Source organism: Streptomyces celluloflavus (assembly GCA_000720995.1).
GTDB lineage: Bacteria > Actinomycetota > Actinomycetes > Streptomycetales > Streptomycetaceae > Streptomyces > Streptomyces celluloflavus.
In genome coordinates, this window is sequence record JOEL01000076.1 from 1 (window position 1) to 20,708 (window position 20,708).

The following is a 20,708-nucleotide window of genomic DNA, read 5'->3' on the forward strand; positions in this document are numbered from 1 at the left end:
GCCATCACCGCCCCCACCCGCGCCGGCCGCCGCGCCGAAGCCGAAGCCCACCCCGGCGCCGACGCCGCCACCGGCCCCGTCGAAGCCGCCGCCCCCCAGCCCGGCACCGCCGACGGCACCGCCGCCCAGCCCCGGTCCCACGCCGACACCCACTCCCACGCCCACGCCGACACCACCGGCCCCGGCCCCGTACCGCATCAACGCGCTGGCCTACGACTTCACCGGCGACGGCAGCCGGCCGGAGGTGCGCGCGGCCGAGAGCGACTGGCTGTGGCAGCGGAAGGCGCCTCGTATCGACGGCACGGCGTACCCGCACGGCGTGAGCGTGCACGCGCCGTCCTCGGTGGTCATCGACCTCAACCAGCCGTGCGCCGCGTACGACGCCGTCGTCGGCGTCGACGATCTCGGCCTGGGGCCGGGGGCGCTGCGCTTCTCGGTCTACGCGGACGGGGAGCGGCTGTGGCGCTCCGGTGTGGTGCGCGGCGGGCAGCCGGCGGTGCCGGTGCATGTGCCGCTGGCGGGCCGTAAGACCCTGCGGCTGGTGGTCACCCCGGCCGGGCCCGCCGGCCGGCTGGCGTTCGGGGACTGGGCGCGGTCGCAGATCAGCTGTCGCTGACCGCGCCGGGCGCGCGCTCCAGCAGTGCGATGACCGCGGCGGGCGCGAGCCGGGCGCCCTCGGCGCGCAGCGCCGCGTACCCGCCGTCGCCGTCCAGTACGGCGCGCAGCGCGTCGGCCGTCTCTTGTACGTCCTCCGCCTCGGGGACGGTGCGCGGCAGTTCACCGCGCCAGGCGTCCGCGGCGCCCAGCAGCCGGGCCGCGTCCCGGGGGCGGCCGACGCGGTGCAGCGCCGGGGCGGCGCTCTCCGCCACCGCCGCCATGACGGGTCCGGTGCAGTGCTGCGTCAGCCCCGCGCGCAGCGCCTCGCGGCAGCGGTGCAGCGCCTCGTCCGGCGCGCCCGACTCCGCCGCGATCCGGCCCGCCAGCCCGTCGAGTACGACGGTGAACTGCGGCGGCGGGGTCCCCAGCGCGGCGGCCGCGCGCGCCGCCTCGCACTCCTGGCGCGCCACCTCGGTGGCCCCGCGCCGCAGCGCGATCCGGGCGCGCAGCGAGTGGTTGAAGGCCAGCGGATCCTGGATGCCCCACTCGACGGCCTGGTCGTCCGCCCGCCGCAGAACCCGCTCGGTGGCCGCCACATCGCCGGTGGCGTAGTGGAGTTCGGCCAGCCGGAACAGGACGAACGGGGCCTCGGTGTGCGCGCCCAGCTCATGGGTGAGCACCAGCGCCTCCTCGTAGGCCGCGCACGCCTCCCGGTAGCGGCCGCGGATCTGCCGCAGCTCCCCGGTGACGGCGGCGACCTGGGCGAGCAGCCAGCGGTCACCGACCCGGCGGGCCAGCGCGGTCAGCTCCGCCTGGTCGGCCTCGGCGGACGCCAGGCCGCCGGGCAGGTCGATCGCGTTATGGGTCCGGAACAGCAGCGAGACGCCCAGTTCCCAGTCGCCGCCGTACGCCCTGGTGGTGGCGACCGCGTCCGCCAGCAGCGCCCGGATCCGGTCGTGGCCGCCGAGGAAGTACGCGGTGAACGGCCACAGCAGTCCGGGGAAGCGGGCGCTGCGCGGGTGCGGGCGGCGGTACTCCGTCAGGATCCGCTCGTTGCGGGCCCGGCTCTCCGGGGTGCGGAAGGTGTGCTCCGGCTGATGGTCCTGGAGCAGGAAGAACTCCAGCAGCCGCAGTTCCAGCGCCGCCAGATCCGCCGGTCCGCCTCGCGGGGTGTCCGCCTCGGGCGGCGCGAGGGCCAGCACCCGCGCCACCCAGGCGGCGCCCTCGATCCGGTAGTTGCGCAGCCACCAGAACCAGCCCATGGCGAGGACGACCCGCCGCGCGGTGCCCTCGTCCCCGTCGGCGACAGCGCGGTGCAGCACCGCCCGTACGTTGTCCAGTTCGGCCTCGACATGCGCCAGCCAGGACAGCTGCCCGGCGGAGCGGATCCGGGGCTCGGCGTCCTGTACGAAGCGTGCGAAGTGCGCGGTGTGCCGGGCTCGGGCGCCGTCCCGCTCGGCCGGCCGGTCGGCGGCCCGCTCCCGCGCGTAGGCGTGGATGGTCTCCAGCATCCGGTAGCGGGGTTCCGTACCCCGGTGGTCGACCACCAGCAGCGATTTGTCGACCAGCGCCCCGAGGCGGCCGAGGACGTCGTCCGCGCCGTCGTCGCAGACCGCCTCGGCCGCCGCGAGCGTGCAGCCGCCGGCGCACACCGACAGCCGGCGCAGCACGGCGCGCTCCGGCTCGTCCAGCAGGTCCCAGGACCAGTCGACGACCGCCCGCAGCGTCTGCTGGCGGGGCAGCGCGGTACGTCTGCCGCTGGTCAGCAGCCGGAACCGGTCGTCGAGCCGGTCGGCGATCTGGCGCGGTGAGAGCAGCCGCAGCCGGGCCGCGGCCAGCTCGATGGCGAGCGGCAGCCCGTCCAGCCGACGGCAGATCTCGTCCACCGGCGCCGGGTCGTCCGCCGCCCGGAAGCCGGGCCGTACCGCCGCGCCCCGCTCGGCGAACAGCTGGTGCGCGGGGGCCGGCCGCAGCGGCTCCAGCGGCCGGACGACCTCGCCGGGCACCCCCAGCGGCTCCCGGCTGGTGGCGATCACGGTCAGCCCCGGGCAGTGCCGCACCAGCAGTTCGGCCAGTTCGGCGGCGGCGGCCACCACGTGCTCGCAGTTGTCGAGGACCAGCAGCAGGCTGCGCTGTGCGCAGTGGTCGACGATCCGGGCGGCCGGGTCGCCGTGCTCGCCGGCCGTCCGGGCCTCCATGGCCGGTGAGAAGACGGTGGTGTCCCGGCGGCCGAGCGCGGACAGCACCGCGCCGGGCACCGCCTCCGGCGCGTCCAGCGGCGCCAGCTCGGCGATCCACACCCCGTCCGGATGGTCACCGGCCAGCGCGGCCGCCAGTTCCTCGGAGAGCCGGGTCTTCCCGGATCCCCCCGGCCCGGTCAGCGTGATCAGCCGCTGCCCGCGCACCGCCACCTCCGCGCGCAGGGAGGCCAGTTCGGCCTCCCGCCCGACGAACGAGTCCAGCCGCGCCCGCAGATTCCCCCGGCGCGGTACGGCGCGCACCGTCACGGCCCCGGCCGCCGCGCCGCCGTCCCCGGCGCTCGCCGCCAGCAACCGGGCGTGCAGCGAACGCAGTTCGGGGCCGGGGTCCGCGCCCAGCCGGTCCACCAGGGCGCGCCGGGTCTCCTCGTACGCGGCCAGCGCGTCGGCGCCCCGCCCCGCGTCATGCAGGGCGCGCATCAGCTGGGCCCGGAACGGCTCGTCCAGCGGATGGTCCGCGATCAGCTGCCGCAGCTCGGGCAGCACCTCCTCGGCGCGGCCGAGCGCCAGATCGGCGTCGAGCCGCCGGTGCAGCGCGGCCAGCCGCAGCGCCTCCGGGCCGCGGGCCGCCGCCACCCCGTCCGGCAGATCCGCGAGCGCGGACCCGCGCCACAGGCCGAGCGCGGCGCGCAATGTCTCGGCCGCGGCGGGCGCGTCCCCGTCCCGCAGCGCCCGCGTACCGGATTCCACCAGCCGTTCGAACTGGTGCAGATCCACCTCGTCCGGCTCCGTGACCAGCCGGTACGCACCCGGCAGCGATTCGACCGCGGTCCTGCCCAGCGCCCGCCGCAATCGGCCGACGAGCGCCTGCAACGCGGCCGGGGCGTCCTGCGGCGGCGCGTCCACCGCCCAGACCTCCCCGATCAGCACCTCGACGTTCACCGCCCGCCCACCACGCAGAGCCAGCGCCGCCAGCAGCGCCCGCACCCGCGGCCCGCCCAGAGGCACCGCCCCCTGCTCCCCCAGCGCCTCCGTCACGCCCAGAATCCGATATTTCACCCCACCATGCTCCCGCCCCACCAAATCCCCCATCACGTCCCCCTACCTCGTCCTCCCCCGTCAGCGCCGCCCGTGCTTCCGCCGGGCGCGCCTCACCCCCTCGCAAGGGGCGGCCGCACACGGTACGGGAGGAGGCGGGTCTCCGGGGTGGGTACTCGGACGTAAAGCGAAGCAGTCCGAGTACCCACCCCGGACCTGACCCCGTCCCAAAACGGCAACCGCGCGGCCGCCCCGCCCCGGTTTCACGTGAAACCGCGACCGCCCGCCTCCCGCCGAAGGCGGAACCCCGCACACCGCCGCAGCCGACGACGTAGGGCGCACAGGCAACCGCCTACGACGCCTAAAGCCGGTCGCGCGGAACCACTCCCCCCGCGACCGCCCGCTGACGCGCCCCCTCCCCCGTCCAGCACGTCCCCCGCCGCGTCAGCAGCCGCCGCAGCCACAGCTCCGTGGCGACCAGCTCCGCCAGCCCGTCCAGGGGCAGCGCGGCGCCCTCGGCCGCCGAGCGCAGCGCCTGGCGGACGACCCGGGCCTCCACCAGCCCGGCGTCGGCGAGCAGCGGCGCGTCGAAGAGGTGCAGCAGATCGTCGAGGGCGCCGCGCAGCCCGGCGCGTACCGCGGCCGCGTGGGTGGCGTGCGAGGTGGCGCCCCATCCGGGCGGCAGATCCCGTACCCCGGCGCCGGAGAGGACCGACCGCAGCACCGCGGCGCGTGCCCCGGGCTGGACCCGCAGGGTGTCCGGCAGCGCGCGGCAGGCGAGCACGACCTGGTTGTCCAGGAAGGGCGCGTGCAGCCGCTGGTTGCGGACCTCCGCGGCCTGTTCGAAGACGCGGTGGTCGGCGGCGTGGCGGGCGAGCGCCGCGCGGGCGCGCCGCTCGCCGGGGTGGCCGGCGCCGGGCGTGCGGGTCGCCGCGTCCGCGAGCCGGACCGATACCTCGGCCAGCGCCTCGCCCGTCAGCCAGCGCGCCGCGGGCCCCGGCCGGCACCAGGTGAGGGCGGCCAGTGAGGCGTCCACCGCCCCGCCGGTCACCGGTTCGTCGGCGAACCGCCGCTCCAGGAGGCGGCGCGCCGCATCGGCGATCCCGGCACCGTAGGGCGTACGGGCGAGCCGGCGGGCGGCGCGGTAGACGGTGAAGGGGACCAGCGCGGACTGCGCGGACCCGCCGTCGGCCTTGGCCAGCGCGGTGACCGGGCGCAGCAGATGGCGCCGGCGGCGGTCCATGAGGAGATCGGCGAGCCGGGCCGGGTGGGCGTCCAGGACCTGGCGCGCGCCGTGCCCGACGAGATGGTCCGCGCTGCCGGCCAGCAGCCGCCGGCGGTGGCGTGCCGCGCTGGTGAGGGAGGGCCCCGGCTCGTCGGTGAGCGGGCCGCGCCCCAGGTCCGCGTAGGGGAGCGCCTCCTCGCCCGCCGCGACGACGACATGCCGCAGCCGCGGATTGTCGGCGATGCTGCGGGCGCGCTCCAGCTCGGCCTCGCGGGCGGACCGGCCGCCTTTCGTGGCACGGTCGTTGAAGGTGACGGCCAGCAGGCGTTCGCCCTGCCCGTTGAGCGACCCGGGCGGGCCGGGGAGGCCGGCGGCCAGCAGCGCGAGGGTTCCGGAGGCGCTGCCCCCGGAGAGGTCGGCGCCGACGCCGGGGACCGGGCCGCCGCGCGCGGCGCGCCGCTCGGCCGGGCCCATACCGGGCACCGGGCCGGGGTCCAGACCGTCTCGCCCGTCCGGGTCGGGGGCGTGCCGCGGGCCGGCCAGCCGGACCCGGACGGCCTCGACGAGGGCCTCCCGGACGCCGTCCACGGCCTGTTCCGGGGCGAGTTGGGGCACGCCGACGGCGAGTGAGGCGGCCGGTTCGTAGGAGGTGATGTCGCCGGCGCCGCCGCGCAGTACGAGGGCGTGGCCGGGCGGCACCCGGCGGACCCCTTCGTACGGTGTGCCGGCGCCGAGCGCCTCGGGCGAGTCCGGGCAGGCCAGCAGCGCGGCGAGGTGGCCGACGTCGAGACCCGCCTCGATGAGGTCGGCGAGCGGGAGGGCGGCCGTGGCGTAGGCGGTGCCGCCCTCCCAGGGGGTGTGGAAGACGGGCCGGGCCCCGGCCAGATCTCCGGTGACCGTCAGGCGCCGTCCCACCTGGACGACGGCGGTGTAGCTGCCCGGCCAGGCGGTGAGATGGCGCAGCGCACCGCCGCGGGCCGCGAACAGACCGACGCGCAGCTGGTCGTCGGTGGCGCCGCAGACGCCGAAGACGGCGAGCCTGGTCTCCGGGTCGGCCTGGACGACGCGGACCTCGTCCGGCCGCCAGTCGCCGACCGCCCACAGCGGATCCGGGTCGCCCCACAGGAGTTGAGCGCCCACCGGCAGGACCGAACGGCGCTCCCTGGCGGCGGCCGGTCCCGTGGTGGCACTGCTCCACCCCACCAACCAGCGCATCGCCGCCTCCACCCGATTCCCCGTCCGCCGCGCGGCCGACGGCCGCCCGTACAGCGGATCGCCAAGCTGTTGTGCGGACCATGCTGCCATGGTGGGGACGCGCCGGCGGCGTCGGAGGATGCCCGGATGCGGGCGGTTCGTGCCCCGGGGCGGGGCAACGGCGGCGGTACGGGCCCGGGGCGGGCCGTGGGCGCGGCGGACCGGCGGCGGGGGTGCGGGGTACGGCGCGGCGGCCCCGGGTGACCCCCCGTGTGGCCCCCTGGCGAGCCGCGGCGCGAAACATTCCCCCGCCACATTTCGGCCAAAGTCCGTACCACACAGAGCAGTTGGCGGTGTCCGGAAGTCGCGCCAACCGGACGGCCGGCTGCCGCGATCCGCTCGCGCGACGGTCCGGGAGGCGGGCTACGCCCCCCGGACCGGACCGCCACCCGCGGGGAATGAGGTGGCGGTATCCCCCAGCCCACTGGATCCAGTGCAGCGGGCCGACCCACGCAGGACCCATCGAAGCGCTCCGGCCGGAGGGGGGCCAGCGCGCACAGCCGGGCGCACGGGCACACGTACCCGGAGCACATGCCAATTCCCGCACCCCTGTTTGAACACGAATCTCGCCATCCGGGACACCGGCCCTTAACGGTCGGGATGCGGCGAACTACTCTGGGTGGACGCATGCCCCGGGGTACCGGGGCGGCCGTCGCTGTGTCGAGGGGTGCGCATGTCCAGGGATATACGCGGGCCGAACGAGAAGCTCGGCACCGTTCTCGCCCTCGCGGGTATCAGCAATGCCGGACTGGCGCGCCGGGTCAACGACCTCGGTGCGCAGCGCGGACTGACGCTTCGTTATGACAAGACGTCGGTGGCCCGGTGGGTTTCCAAGGGCATGGTGCCCCAGGGCGCCGCGCCCCATCTGATCGCGTCCGCGATCGGCAGCAAGCTCGGCCGGCCGGTGCCGCTGCACGAGATCGGGCTCGCCGACGCGGACCCGGCACCCGAGGTGGGCCTGACCTTCCCCCGCGACGTGGGCGCCGCGGTGCGCTCCGCGACCGAGCTGTACCGGCTGGATCTGGCCGGACGGCGGGCCGGCGGCGGCGGTATCTGGCAGAGCCTGGCCGGATCCTTCGCCGTCAGCGCGTACGCGACACCCGCCTCGCGCTGGCTGATATCCCCCGCCGACAGCTCGGTGGCGCGGGCGGCGGCCGAGGCCCGCGACAAGGATGCCGCGGCCGCCGGGGACGCGGGGATCTTGCAGCATGTCGGCCACAGCGACGTCAGCAAACTGCGGGAGGCGGCGGAGGACGCGCGCCGTTGGGACTCCAAGTACGGCGGCGGGGACTGGCGTTCCTCGATGGTGCCGGAGTGTCTGCGGGTGGACGCGGCCCCGCTGCTGCTCGCCTCGTACAGCGACGAAGTGGGCCGGGCGCTCTTCGGGGCCACCTCCGAACTCACCCGGCTCGCGGGGTGGATGGCCTTCGACACGGGCCAGCAGGAGGCGGCGCAGCGGTACTACATCCAGGCGCTGCGGCTCGCCCGCGCGGCCGCCGATGTGCCTCTGGGGGGATATGTTCTGGCCTCCATGTCACTCCAGGCGACCTACCGCGGATTCGCCGACGAGGGCGTGGACCTGGCGCAGGCCGCGCTCGAACGCAACCGCGGACTGGCGACGGCCCGCACCATGAGCTTCTTCCGGCTGGTGGAGGCGCGCGCGCAGGCCAAGGCGGGCGAGGCGCGCGCCTGTGAGGTGGCGCTGAAGGCCGCCGAGGGCTGGCTGGAACGCTCCCGCGGCGGCGATCCGGATCCGTCGTGGCTGGATTTCTACTCCTACGAGCGGTTCGCCGCCGACGCCGCCGAGTGCTACCGCGATCTGCGGCTGCCGCGCCAGGTCCGCCGCTTCACCGAGCAGGCGCTCTCCCGGCCCACCGAGGAGTTCGTCCGCTCGCACGGCCTGCGCCTCGTCGTCTCCGCGGTCGCCGAACTGGAGTCGGGCAACCTCGACGCGGCCTGCGCGGCCGGCACCCGCGCGGTCGAGGTGGCCGGCCGGATCTCCTCGGCCCGCACCACCGAATACGTCCGCGATCTCCTGCACCGCCTGGAACCGTACGGCGACGAGCCCCGGGTGGTGGAGCTGCGCGAACGGGCCCGGCCGCTGCTGGCCGCGCCGGCTTAGACCGCGGCGCGGAGCGGGGGTGCGGTGGCCAGGCTGGCCGGTCGGTGCCAGGGCCCCGCGCCGTGGCACCGCGCTGCCGCCCGGTGCCGTGGCTCGGGGCCGTTGTCAGCACCACGCGGCATGATGGGTGATGGCGTCGGGATGATGCGCGGGTCCGCGGAGGGGTCGGCCCGCGGTCACGCGGTTGGGGAGGTGCAGTGGCGGCGTACGACTGCGATGTACTGGTGATCGGTGCCGGCATCGTCGGACTCTCTACGGCCCGTGCGCTCACCCGCGCCGCGCCGGGCACCCGCGTCGTGGTCCTGGAGAAGGAGTCCGGCCCGGCCCGCCATCAGACCGGGCGCAACAGCGGTGTGATCCACAGCGGCATCTACTACCCGCCCGGCTCGCTCAAGGCCCGCTTCGCCCTCCAGGGCTCGGCGGAGATGATCAAGTTCTGCGCCGAGCACGGCATCCCCCACGACGTCACCGGCAAGCTGATCGTCGCCACGGACCGCGGCGAGCTGCCCCGGCTGCACGGCCTGGTCCAGCGCGGCCGCGCGCACGGCCTGCCGGTGCGCGAGCTGGGCCCCGCCCAGATAGCGGAGTACGAGCCCGAGGTGCGCGGTCTGGCCGCCATCCATGTCGGCACGACCGGTATCTGCGACTTCGCCGCGGTCGCCCGGCAGTTCGCCCGGCAGGCCGAGGACGCCGGAGCGCGGGTCGTGTACGGCGCGGAGGTGACCGCCATCGGCCGCCGCCCCGGCCGCGTCGCGGTCCGCACGGCCGCCGGCCCGGTCTACCGCGCCCGCGCCCTGGTCAACTGCGCGGGCCTGCACAGCGACCGGATCGCCCGTCTGGCCGGCGACGCACCGGGTATGCGGATCGTCCCGTTCCGCGGCGAGTACGTCACCCTCGCCCCGGACCGCGCCGGGCTCGTCCGCGGCCTGGTCTACCCCGTGCCCGACCCGGCGTTCCCGTTCCTCGGCGTGCATCTGACCCGTGGCGTCGACGGCGCGGTCCACATCGGTCCGAACGCCGTCCCCGCCCTGGCCCGCGAGGGCTACGACTGGCGCACCGTCCGCCCCGCCGAGCTGGCCGGCACCCTCGGCTACCGCGGCACCTGGCAGCTGGCCCGCCGCCACTGGCGCCACGGCGCCGGCGAGCTGCACCGCTCGCTCTCCCACCACGCCTTCACCGAAGCCGTCCGCCGCCTGCTGCCCGCCGTCCGCGAGGAAGACCTGCGCCCCGCCCCCGCGGGCGTCCGCGCCCAGGCCGTCCTCCCCGACGGCACCCTCGTGGACGACTTCCTCTTCACCGCCTCCCCCGGCATCGTCCACGTCCTCAACGCCCCCTCCCCGGCCGCCACCGCCTCCCTCCCGATCGGACGTGAGGTGGCACGGCGGGTGCTGGGGATGCTGGGGGTGAGGAGGGGACGGGGATAGGGGTGCCCCCGGCCCGCGGGACGGTCAGCCGTTCAACACCTTGCACGTGTGGATGCCCGGCGGGTTGTCACGGCCGGGCCGCCTCCCGGACCGCTCCCCGTACCCCCTTCCGTAGAATCGACGCACTGTGTCCGAGAACCCCACCACCCCCGAAGCCCACGCACGCCCGGCCGGCGCCCGCGAAACCGACGACAGCGCGGCCGGCACCGCCGGTTCCGCCTCCGGGGCGCCCCGGTCCGCGTCCGGCTCCGGCGCCGGCGTCGCCGCCCGCCGCACCGAGCCGATGTTCCCCGACGGGACCGGCCCCGCGGCCGACCCGGCGGGCTCGCACCACGAGCGGCGGATCCGTTCCTTCCAGCCCCGTCGCAGCCGTGTCTCGCCCGGTCAGGCCGATGCGCTGCGCCGGCTGTGGTCCACCTGGGGGCGGGACATCGACGGGCTCTCCCGTATCGATCTGGACGCGCTCTTCGGCGGGCTGCCGGTCGTGCTGGAGATCGGCTTCGGCATGGGCGAGGCCACCGCGCAGATGGCCGCCGCCGATCCGGACACCGGCATCCTCGCCTGCGACGTCCACACCCCCGGCCAGGGCAATCTGCTCGCTCTCGCGGAGCGGAACGACCTGTCCAACATCCGGGTGGCCAACGGCGACGCGATCATCCTCCTGCGCGAGATGCTCGCCCCCGCCTCGCTCGCCGGGCTGCGCGTCTACTTCCCCGACCCGTGGCCGAAAAAGCGCCACCACAAGCGCCGCCTGATCCAGCCGGAGTTCATCTCGCTGGTCACCACCCGCCTCGCGCCCGGCGCCCTCGTCCACTGCGCGACCGACTGGGAGCCGTACGCCGAGCAGATGCTCGAAGTCCTCTCGGCCGAACCGACGCTGGAGAACCTCTACCCCTCGTACGCACCGCGGCCGGACTTCCGGCCACTCACCAAGTTCGAGGGCCAGGGCCTGGACAAGGGGCACGTCGTCCACGACCTGCTGTTCCGCCGCCGGGCGCTGTAGGGCAGCTGGCGGAGAAGCTCCCGGGCCGCCGCTCGGAGCGGTGGAGCCGCCAACGGCGGGCGCGCGGAGGGGACGATGGCGCGGGCGCCGCACAGGGCAGCAATCGGCGCGGGGCAGTAGCCGGCGCAGACCGCCCAACGGCGCGCGGGCGGTCCGGCAGTACGCGGGGCCGTCACTCTCCTGCGCCCCCTGCACCGCCCCGCTACGAGGCCGCACCTCGCCGCCGACCGGCGCGGCGCCGCCACCCTCGTTAGGGTCGATGGGTGCACCCGTCCCAGCCGTCCCCGCACCCGCCCCCACCGGCGTACGCGCCCGGCGTCTGCCCGTACACCCCCGACGCGCACACCCCCCACACCCCTCCGTACGGCTACGCGCGCCGGCGCCCCGCGCTCCGGCACAGCAGGACCGTCCGCGCCATCGCCCTGGTGTCCCTGCTCGCGCTCTCCGGCGCGGTCATCGTCGCGCTGGTCCGCCGGCAGACCGGCACCGAGGGCTTCCTCGTCGGGCTCGGCCTCGCCGTCTTTCCCGTACCGCTGCTGCTCGCGGCGTTCTGCTGGCTGGACCGCATCGAGCCCGAGCCCTGGCGCAACCTCGCGTTCGCCTTCGCCTGGGGCGCCTGCGCCGCCACCCTGGTCGCGATCCTCGCCAACGGCTTCGCCACCGACTGGCTGGCGGCCAATATCGCCTCGGCCTCCCCGTCCGACGCCGAGGCGTGGGGTGCGACCGTCATCGCCCCGGTCGTCGAGGAATCGGTCAAGGCCGTCGCCGTCCTGCTGCTCTACCGCTTCCGCCGACATGATTTCGACGGCATCACGGACGGCATCGTCATCGCCGGCATCACCGCCACCGGCTTCGCCTTCACCGAGAACATCCTCTACCTCGGCAACTCCTTCGGCCAGGACCGGTCGATGGGCCACTCCGGGCTGAACTCGCTCACCGCGGGCACCTTCTTCGTCCGGGTCATCGTGTCCCCCTTCGCCCACCCGCTCTTCACGATCCTCACCGGCCTCGCGTTCGGCATAGCCGCGACCCGCTACCCCTTCCGCCGCGCCGCACGGACCGCGCTGGCCCTCCTCGGCCTGCTCACCGCCGTCCTCCTGCACTCCATATGGAACGCCGCCGCCTCCCTCGGCGACCTCGGCTTCCTCACCGTCTACGGCCTCTTCATGGTCCCCGTCTTCACCGCCCTGACCTGGCTCGCGATCTGGGCCCGCCACCAAGAGCTGCTCTCACTGCGCCGCTACCTCGCCCCCTACACGGCCGCCGGCTGGCTCTCCCCGGCCGAACCCACCGCCCTCTCCTCCCTCAAAACCCGCGCCCTGGCCCGCGACATCGCCCGCCGCACCCACGGCCCCGCCGCCGCCCGCGCCGTCACCGAATACACCGCCCTCGCCACCGCCCTCTCCTTCCACCGCCGCCGCGCCCACCTCATCGGCCCCACCCCCGACTTCAGCAACCGCGAGGCGGCCCTCCTGCACCATCTGTGGCAGCACCGGGGGTGGGCGTATCCGGCGCTGGCGGGGGCGTTGGTGGTTACGCATCGGCCGGGTGCGCCGTCACCGACCGGTACGGGCCGGTGACGCGGGGGCCGCACCGGGCTCCCGCTCCACTCGGCAGCCACAGCTGACATCCGCAGGCGGTCCGCCTGCACAATGGCACCGTGCCCGCCACCCCCTCGTCCCCCGATGTCTCCGCTCGGATGAGCGCCCAGGCCCGTCGTGACACCGGCCCCGAAATGGCGGTACGGCGGCTCCTGTACGCCTCCGGCCACCGCTACCGGTTGCAGCGCCGCGTACCCGGCTTCCCCCGGCGCACCATCGACATCGCCTTCCCGGGGCTCAAGATCGCGGTCTTCATCGACGGTTGCTTCTGGCACGGCTGTCCCCAACACGCCACACACCCCAAATCCAACGCCGACTGGTGGCGCGACAAGCTCGACGGCAACATCGCCCGCGACCGCGAGACGAACGAACACCTCACGGAGGAGGGATGGACGGTGCTGCGGTTCTGGGAGCACGAGGAGCCGGCTGCCGTCGCGGAGAGCGTGGCAGCCACCGTCTGCGCGATGTATCGGCGCCGTCGATGAGCGGGGCCGCCAAAGGCTCCTCACCACCCCAAGGTGACACCGGCACCGGACGGGCACCGGTCCTCAACGCGGTCCGCGCAAGGCGGATCCCCGCCGTCCGCCACGCCGGCCGCACCTTGAATTCGCCCCTCATACATGACGTCCGCTCATGTCAGGACGCGGAACGCACACACGCTTCACCAGGACGTCCCATGCCACCGTCGACCGGCGCGACCGGGCGTACGCTCGGTGGAGTCGTCCCCGATGTGGAGGTTTCCGTGATGGCCGGCGTACCGACAAGTGTGGTTGCGGCAGGTGGGCTGGTGGCCGGATACGGCGTAGCCCGATGGACGAAGAAGCGGCCGCTGGGTGGGGTGGCTCTGGCGGCTGCCGGGGTGGTGGCGGCGCGGGAGTGGCAGCGGAAGGCCGGGAAGGTGACGGCTGTGGCGTTGAGCGGGGCCTATGTGGCGGCGTTTGCCGGGTCGCATCCGTTGGCGAAGAAGATCGGGGCGTGGCCGTCGGTGTTCGCTGTGGCGGGTGGGGTTGCGCTCGCCTCGTGGGTGGCGGCCGATCGTCGCTCGTAAAGCCGTAGAAAGCCGTCGCACGAAGTCGTGCGCCGAAGCCATGCGCCAGGGCCGCAAGTCGTCGAGGCGGTGGGCAAGGGCGTACGGATCACGGGCGTATGGATCAAGGGCGTATGGATGTGGGTGCGGGCCGGGGCGGTGATCGTCTCGGCCCGCTTCCCTCTCTTTACCCCGCCCCGCCCTGCGCCTCGCGCCTCGCGCCCCGCCCCGCCTCGCGCCAGGCGGTCAGGCGGTCAGGCGGTCAGGCGGTCAGGCGGTCAGGCGGTCAGGCGGTCAGGCGGTCAGGCGGTCAGGCGGTCAGGCCGAAGCCTCGTTCAGCAGGGTGAGTTCCGGGGCGGTGAGGGTGAGGTCGGAAACAGCCAGCAGGGCCGGGAGTTGGGCGGTGGTGCGGGCGCTGGCGATGGGGGCGGTGACCGTGGGCTGGGCGCCGAGCCAGGCGAGGGCGACGGTGGCGAGTTCGGCGTTGTGGGCCGCGGCCACGGAGTCCAGCGCGGTCAGCACCTTACGGCCGCGCTCGGTGGCCAGGTACTCCGCCGCCTTGCCCGAGCGGGCGCTCTCCACCGTTGTGCCGGGACGGTACTTGCCGGTCAGGAAGCCGGACGCGAGGGCGTAGTACGGGATGGCGGCCAGGCCGTTGCGGGCGGCGACATCGGCCAGTTCGCCCTCATAGGTGTCGCGGGAGACCAGGTTGTAGTGGGGCTGGAGGGCGACGTAGCGGGCCAGGCCCTCGCGTGCGGAGAACTCCAGGGACTCCGCGAGACGGGCGGCCGAGATGTTGGAGGCGGCGATCTCGCGGACCTTGCCGGCCCGGACGAGGTCGTCGAGGGCGGTGAGGAACTCCGAGACCTGGACCGACTCGTCGTCGTAGTGGGTGTAGTACAGGTCGATGTAGTCCGTGCGCAGCCGGGTCAGGGAGGCGTCCACGGCGCTCTTGATCGTGGCGGCGGACAGGCCCTTGTGGTCCGGGTGGGCACCGACCTTGGTGGCGATGACGACGTCGGCGCGGTTGCCGCGCGCGGCCAGCCAGTTGCCGATGACGGTCTCGGACTCGCCGCCCTTGTTGCCCGGCACCCAGGCCGAGTAGACGTCGGCGGTGTCGATGAAGTTGCCGCCGCCCGCCACGTACGCGTCGAGAACGGCGAAGGACTCGGTTTCGTCCGCGGTCCAGCCGAAGACGTTGCCGCCGAGGCAGAGCGGGGAGACGGAGAGCGAGCCGAGGGGCTTCTGTGTCGCGGTCATGCGTGGATTCAGCGTGGGCCGGAGGGAAGTTATTCCGAGGGAGGGGGATGGAGGAGGAAGGCCGGTTGCTCCGGTTGGGTGGAGTGCGGTGGGTGGGGGTGCAGGGCGTCGGGCATGGGGCCCGCCTCGGGCTCAGATGTTCAGGCCGCGGTCGCGGAACCAGGACGTGGGGTCGATCGGGCTGCCGGCGTCCGGGCGGACCTCCAGGTGGAGGTGGGGGCCGGTGACGTTGCCGGTGGCGCCGACGCGGCCGATGACGTCGCCCGTGGTGACCTCGCCGGCGGTCTTCACCATGGAGGACAGATGGCAGAACCAGAGTTCGGTGCCGTCGTCGAGGGTGAGAACGATGCGGTAGCCGTACGAACCGGCCCAGCCCGCCTGGGTGATGGTGCCGGAGTGAACCGCTCTGACGGGAGTGCCGGTCGGTGCGGCGAAGTCCTGCCCGGTGTGGTTCGCCGCCCAGCGGTCGCCGACCTGGCCGAAGCCGGCGGTGAGGGTGTACGAGGAGACGGGGACGACGAAGTTCTTCGCCAGTTCGGCGAGGTGCGCGGCCTCCGCCTTCTTGCGGGCCGCTTCCTCCTCCTCGCGCTTGGCCTCCAGGTCCGCCGCCTTCTTGGCCGCCGCGGCCTTCTCGGCCTTCTCTGCTTTCTCCGCCTTCTCTGCTTTCTCCTGCTGCGCGGCCGCGTCCCGCTCGGCCTGCTGCACGGCGGCCCGCTCCGCGGCTTCGTGCGCTTCCTGCTCCGCCGTGCTCTGCTGCGTGTCGGCCTGCTGCAGGATGCGGCTGCGCAGCGCCTCGCCCGCGCCCTGCCCCTGCCCCTGCCCCTGAGCGGCCTCGTCCGGGCCGAGGCCGGCTTGGACGAGAACGGAGCCGGCGCCCGCGTCTGCCTCCGCGCCCGCGCCCGCATCCGTCTTCGCGCCCGCGTTCCCGTTCGCGTTCCCGTTCGCGGAGTCCGTCGAGCCGTCCGTCGAGTCGTCCGACGACATGAGGGCGCCGATGCCCGGGAGGGAGGCGGGGTCCGGCAGTTTGTCGACGATGCCGTCGGCGATGCCGCCCAGGTCGGGCATGGAGATCGGGAGCGGCGGCTTGTCCTCGGCCGATGCCATCCCGCCCGCGCCGACCGCCGCGATGACGCCGGCGCCCAGGACCGTACCGCCGCGGGCGAGCCCGCTGCTGCGCTGCTTTCCCACCCGGTGCTTGCCGCGGACCGTACGGAGGGATTCCTCGGTGGGATTCCACTCGTCCCACGGCCCGTCGCCCCCGCCATCGACACCGCCGATGCCCTCGCCGCCACCATGGGCGCTGACGCCGCCATCGGCGGCAGTGGAACGGTCGCCGCTCCCCCGGACGCCCCCGGCTATCCGTCCGTCGGCGGAACCATCACCACGGCTGTCGCCGAGACCGGCCCCGCGGACATCGGACGGGCCGTCCATACGGACGTCGAAGGGGCCGGCGAACGGGCCGTCAGTAGGGCCTCGGTCAGCGAGGTCGTAGGCGGTCGGAACCTCGGAGGCAGAGCTGTTGGACGCCACGGGGGCGCACTCCTTTCCTTCCCTCTCGCCTACCGGGTTAGCTGACGGGTTCGGAGCAGGAAGGTCTCCTACGGGCGCCCACTGGCGGGAGGCGTCCGATTCACCCCAAGGTGGTGGTTCCCCGGTTCCCTCGGCGCGTTCCGTACACATCGACGCGGTGCTCTGTGCTGCTGTGTGGTGCTGTCCGACGTGCGGTACTGGGGTGCCTGACGCGTCTGACGTGCCTGAAGTGCGCTTGCGGGATTCGGCGTCGGCGCGCGGGGCCGCCTCTTGCGACGGCTGAAACGACCGCGCTCCGTTATCGGACAGTAATAGAGACGGCAGCCGATTTCCAAGCGTTCCCCCGAATCCGCACGGACTCCAGGTCGGTTTTGGCCTGGACTTTTTCACCCATGAAGGCGCCAAACAGGGCGAGTTGACCGGACGTCGGCAAACGAACCTTCGGCGATTGTGCGCCAGTCGTTATGCAGAGGGGTGCGCGATGGCTACGGAGCGTAAGAGCGCTACGGTCTGATCATGGTCGTCAACGTCGTGAACGTCGTCAACAACGCGCAGACAGTTGCGGATCGGTACCGGGACTTCTCCTGGCGGCAGGCTCGGGGACGATCCGAGGCCCACGAGGAACTGACCGCACGCATAAGCCAGGACCCGGAATTCTGCGATCTCCTGTCGGGGTCGCTGCCCGCCGGCAACAAGCAGCAGCCGAACCTCCTCCTCGCCGCCGTCCGCTATCTCGACGGTCCGCACGCCGAACAGGGCCCGCGCGGCGAGTCGGCGTACGGGCGCTGGCGCGAGTGGACGATCCGGCACTGGGACGAGGTCCGGACGGTGATCATGCGGCGCGCCACCCAGACCAACGAACCGGGCCGCTGCGCCACACTGCTGCCGCTGCTCGCCCGCCTCCCGCAGCCGCTCGCGCTGCTGGAGGTCGGCGCGTCGGCGGGCCTGTGCCTGCACCCCGACCGCTATCGGTACCGGTACCGGAATGCCGTGACCGCGGAGGCCGGGACGGAGGTGGGGGCGCCGGAGAGCCCGGTGACGTTCGAATGCCGTACGAGCCGGGAGGCCGGAGCGGCGGAGCCGACGGCCCCGGCCCCCGGGACGGCGGACGGTCTCCCCGAGATCGTCTGGCGGGCGGGCATCGACCTGAACCCGCTCGACCCGGCCGCCGAACCCGACGACATCCGCTGGCTGCACGCCCTCCTCTGGCCGGGCGACCCGGACCGGGCGGCGCGGCTGTCGGCCGCCGTCGAAGCGGTGCGGACGGCGCCGCGCCCGCGGATGGTGCGCGGCGATCTGGTCGAGGAGCTGCCCGCCCTCGCCGCCAAGGCCCCGCCGGAAGCGACCCTCGTCATCTTCCACACCTCCGTGCTCACCTACCTCCCGCTCGACCGGCGCGAGGAGTTCGCCCGGCTCGTACGGTCGCTGCTCGCGGAGCGGCCGGGCCCCGGTCACTGGATCTCCAACGAGCACCACAGCGTTCTGCCGTGGATCACCACGCCGGCGCACGACACCCTGCGCCCCGAGGACGGGCAGCCGCTGACCCTCGCGCTGGACGAGCGCCCGGTCGCCCTCACCGGCCGGCACGGCGAGGCCCTGCACTGGCTCCGGGAGCCGGCAGCCGGGGAGTGAGGCGCGATGGCGGTCCGGGCGTCCGGGCCGGGCCACGGTCACGTACGGCCTTCCCGTCACGTACGCCCCTCCCCTCACGTACGCCCCACCTCACATACGCCCCCGCTCCACCCTCCGTCCCCTCCGTCCTCTCCCTCCCCTACGCCCCCAGCGGCCGCCGCACCGCCAGCAGGGCCATATCGTCCGCCGACGCCCCACCCGAATGCCGGGCGACGTCCTCGACCAGCGCGTCCAGGAGGTCGTCCGGCCCGGTGAAGCGGCGGCCGCGGAGCCGGGCCGCCGGATCGTAGAACTCCCCCATCCGGTCCCGGGCCTCCGTCACCCCGTCCGTGAACAGCAGCAACAGGGACCCGGCCGGGAAGAACGTCTCGTCCGCCCGGTCCGGCCACCCCGCCACGTCGCTCATCCCCAGCGGCAGCGCGTGGGACGCGGGGGTCAGCTCGCGCAGCCCGCCGTCCGGACCGATCAGCAGCGGGGCCGGGTGGCCGCGGTTGAGGACGCGCAGCGCGGCGCGTTCGTCGGCGGGGACCTCCGCCAGCAGGGCCGTGGTGAACCCCTCGAACTGGTCGATTCCCTCGCGCCGCCCGCCCTCCCGCTGGAGCGCCCGTTCCAGCCGGCCCGCCACCGCCTCCAGGGTGGCCTCCTGCTCCGCCGCCTCCCGGAAGGCACCGATGACGACCACCGCGGCCTCCACCGCCTCCAGCCCCTTGCCCCGGACATCGCCGACGATCATCCGTACGCCGTGCGGGGTGTCCTGCACCGCGTAGAGATCACCGCCGATCCGGGCGTCCGCCCGCGCCGCCACATAGCGTGCGCCGACCGCGAGACCGCCGATCCGGGCGGGTGGCGTGGGCAGCAGGGCCCGCTGGGCGGCCTCCGAGACATCCCGTACGGACGCCAGCTGGGCATCGCTGAGGCGTACGACCCGGTTGATGCCGAGCGCCAGTACCGCGACGACGAAGACCGTGGAGGCTTCGGCGACGGTCTCGTTCACCGTCGCCCCACGGTGGTACGTGACGACCCAGAGCTCGCCCGCGACGGCGGTGACGGCAGTGATGGCAGTGGTACGCAGGGAGTAGAGGGGCGCCGCGACCAGGGGGGCGGCGGAGAAGAACGGCGAGGCGGTGTAGCGGGGCGGGGTCCCGATGTCGAAGAGGAGGCCGGCGGCGATCAGGATGGCGGGCAGCCAGCGCGCCAGCCGACGGCCGAGCGGGGACATCCGGGCATGCCGCGCCTTCCGTTCCCGATCGCCGATACGGTATTTGCCGCCTCGACCCATCCGCACCGGCCTCTTCCCGCTCCCACCCGTCCGTAGGGACAACGCCGTCCGGGAACACCGCCATCCGCGGACACGGACACGGACATGGATTCGGCTCCCGGCTCCGGGTCCGCGCCGCCGCACGGCGCCCTCGACCTCCCAAGGCTTTCCGGTACGGGGCCGCGCGGCGAATCCTCATGGGCCGGACGGGTCACGGGGCGGGCGCGGCGGGTGAACCGGGTACGGGGGTGAGCCGGGGGGATCGAGTGAACCGGGTGAATCAGCGTGAACCGGGTACGGCGGGCCGGTCCGGGAGGGTAGCCGCACCACCGGCGGCGCGCCCGCCCTCGCACTGCCCCACCGTGGCGCGCGCATGGGCGATGAACCGGGGCGTCAGCGGATGTGCGTGGTGCCGGGGAAAGACGATGTGCAGCGGTACCGGCGGTGCGTCGGGGATCGCCACAAAAGAGATGAACGGGTGGATGTGCCGTCGGCCGATGGACTCGGGGACGACGCCGACGCCACGGTTTCCGGCCACGGCCTCCAGCCAGTCGTCAAAGTTCTCGCAGTACGCGGCAACTTCGGGCCGCGCGCCCACGGGCCAGTCCGCCAGGTCCGACGTACCGCTGACCCGGTTCACCACCAGGCGTCGGCGGGACAGCTCCGACCAACTGATCTCGTCTTGTCCGGCGAGCTCCGAGCGCACCGACACCGCGGCGATGCGGGGCTCGTGCAACAGCGTGACCGTCTGCATACCGGGAGCCGTGACCCGGCCCCGGAGGATCGCGATATCGGCCGTACCGCTGTCCACCCCTGCCAGCGCGGCATCGTGCCGGTGGACGCGTACACCGACGCCGGTCTCCGCCTCGAACCGCTCGATGGCGGCCTGCGGCCAGGTAGCAGGGAATCCCCAGGCGAAACCGATACGGAAGAAGGAACCGTCCGCGACCGGCCGCAGCGCCGCGTCCAGACGAGGCAGCAGCATCCGGAGTTCGTCATACAGCCGGTCGCCTTCCGGCGTGAGCGTGACCTGCCGGGTCGTACGCTCCAGCAGGCGGTAGCCGATCAGCTCTTCCAGCCGCCGGATCGTACGGCTCACCGTCGGCTGGGAGAGCGCCAGCCGCTCGGCCGCCCGCGTGAAGTGCTGCTCCTCGGCCAGGGTCACGAAACAGCGCAGATGGTGCAATTCGATCCCCGCAGCGGGCGGCTTCCGCGCACCCGGGGCCGTCTGGACACCGGGCGCCGTCCGCACACCCGGCACGCCGGGCACACCCGACACGATCGGCACACTCTGCGCGTTGCCCACGACTTGTGCACTCCCCACGCCCTGCGTGTTCCGCATGCCTCGAATCCTAGACAGGGTGTCGAATGGCGCCTTGGCGGTGTCGGTCGTCGTCCGTCATCCATCGGGCATCGGGCATCGGGCATCGGGCATCAGCCTTCCGCGGACTTCAGCGGCCTTACGGACCCAGCGGTCTCAGTGACCTCGGCAGCCTGGGCATTCCCAGCAGCCCCGCCCGCCCCGACACTCTCCCCCAC

Annotated in this window: 14 protein-coding genes and 1 riboswitch; of the genes, 8 read left to right on the forward strand and 6 right to left on the reverse strand. The window is 74.3% G+C overall.

Features of this window, described 5'->3' with window-relative positions:
- Positions 1–244: 244 nt before the first annotated feature.
- Positions 245–616 carry an NPCBM/NEW2 domain-containing protein gene (locus tag IH09_RS40435; RefSeq protein ID WP_052861635.1) on the forward strand — a complete coding sequence of 124 codons (372 nt, stop codon included), beginning with the start codon at positions 245–247 and terminating at the stop codon, positions 614–616.
- Here the strand turns inward: IH09_RS40435 and IH09_RS34465 are convergent.
- Together IH09_RS34465 and IH09_RS34470 are read right to left on the reverse strand one after the other, a co-directional pair.
- Positions 603–3,854: a BTAD domain-containing putative transcriptional regulator gene (locus IH09_RS34465; RefSeq protein WP_052861637.1), complete on the reverse strand. Its 3,252-nt coding sequence runs from the start codon at positions 3,852–3,854 to the stop codon at positions 603–605. The genes IH09_RS40435 and IH09_RS34465 overlap by 14 nt on opposite strands.
- A gap of 340 nt (positions 3,855–4,194) precedes the next feature.
- The gene (locus tag IH09_RS34470; RefSeq protein ID WP_052861657.1) at positions 4,195–6,273 is read right to left on the reverse strand and encodes an asparagine synthase-related protein; all 2,079 of its coding nucleotides are present in this window, start codon (positions 6,271–6,273) and stop codon (positions 4,195–4,197) included.
- 712 nt (positions 6,274–6,985) lie between these two features.
- Between IH09_RS34470 and IH09_RS34475 the strand changes: the two genes are divergently transcribed.
- From IH09_RS34475 to IH09_RS34500, 6 genes are all read left to right on the forward strand, one after another.
- The gene (locus IH09_RS34475) at positions 6,986–8,434 is read left to right on the forward strand and encodes a hypothetical protein (protein ID WP_052861638.1); all 1,449 of its coding nucleotides are present in this window, start codon (positions 6,986–6,988) and stop codon (positions 8,432–8,434) included.
- A 197-nt stretch (positions 8,435–8,631) separates the two neighbouring features.
- On the forward strand, positions 8,632–9,858 hold the full coding sequence (lhgO, locus tag IH09_RS34480) for an L-2-hydroxyglutarate oxidase (RefSeq protein ID WP_052861640.1): 1,227 nt from the start codon (positions 8,632–8,634) through the stop codon (positions 9,856–9,858).
- Between the two features lie 127 nt (positions 9,859–9,985).
- Positions 9,986–10,861 (forward strand): tRNA (guanosine(46)-N7)-methyltransferase TrmB, encoded by an 876-nt coding sequence (trmB, locus tag IH09_RS34485; RefSeq protein ID WP_052861641.1) that lies wholly within the window; start codon positions 9,986–9,988, stop codon positions 10,859–10,861.
- A gap of 263 nt (positions 10,862–11,124) precedes the next feature.
- Positions 11,125–12,441, forward strand: coding sequence for a PrsW family glutamic-type intramembrane protease (locus tag IH09_RS34490; protein WP_052861643.1), 1,317 nt, complete (start codon positions 11,125–11,127; stop codon positions 12,439–12,441).
- Between the two features lie 119 nt (positions 12,442–12,560).
- A complete protein-coding gene (locus tag IH09_RS34495) occupies positions 12,561–12,947 on the forward strand; it encodes a very short patch repair endonuclease (RefSeq protein WP_052861645.1) in 387 nt (128 codons plus the stop codon).
- Positions 12,948–13,207: 260 nt separating this feature from the next.
- Positions 13,208–13,510, forward strand: coding sequence for a hypothetical protein (locus IH09_RS34500; RefSeq protein WP_110952786.1), 303 nt, complete (start codon positions 13,208–13,210; stop codon positions 13,508–13,510).
- A 297-nt stretch (positions 13,511–13,807) separates the two neighbouring features.
- Here the strand turns inward: IH09_RS34500 and IH09_RS34505 are convergent, their stop codons facing one another.
- Together IH09_RS34505 and IH09_RS34510 are read right to left on the reverse strand one after the other, a co-directional pair.
- A complete protein-coding gene (locus IH09_RS34505; RefSeq protein ID WP_052861646.1) occupies positions 13,808–14,749 on the reverse strand; it encodes an aldo/keto reductase in 942 nt (313 codons plus the stop codon).
- 132 nt (positions 14,750–14,881) lie between these two features.
- Positions 14,882–16,279, reverse strand: a complete 1,398-nt coding sequence (locus tag IH09_RS34510; protein WP_052861649.1) for a peptidoglycan DD-metalloendopeptidase family protein — start codon at positions 16,277–16,279, stop codon at positions 14,882–14,884.
- A gap of 11 nt (positions 16,280–16,290) precedes the next feature.
- A riboswitch (cyclic di-AMP (ydaO/yuaA leader) is annotated at positions 16,291–16,425 on the reverse strand.
- A gap of 370 nt (positions 16,426–16,795) precedes the next feature.
- On the opposite strand from IH09_RS34510, the gene IH09_RS34515 reads away from it, so the two are divergent.
- Entirely contained in the window at positions 16,796–17,911 is a 1,116-nt protein-coding gene (locus tag IH09_RS34515) for a DUF2332 domain-containing protein (protein ID WP_052861651.1), read from the forward strand.
- A gap of 139 nt (positions 17,912–18,050) precedes the next feature.
- Here IH09_RS34515 and IH09_RS34520 read toward each other — a convergent pair whose 3' ends face one another.
- Both IH09_RS34520 and IH09_RS34525 read right to left on the reverse strand, forming a co-directional pair.
- The gene (locus IH09_RS34520) at positions 18,051–19,130 is read right to left on the reverse strand and encodes a PP2C family protein-serine/threonine phosphatase (protein ID WP_094793350.1); all 1,080 of its coding nucleotides are present in this window, start codon (positions 19,128–19,130) and stop codon (positions 18,051–18,053) included.
- Positions 19,131–19,449: 319 nt separating this feature from the next.
- Positions 19,450–20,511 (reverse strand): LysR family transcriptional regulator, encoded by a 1,062-nt coding sequence (locus IH09_RS34525; protein WP_110952785.1) that lies wholly within the window; start codon positions 20,509–20,511, stop codon positions 19,450–19,452.
- Positions 20,512–20,708 lie beyond the last annotated feature (197 nt).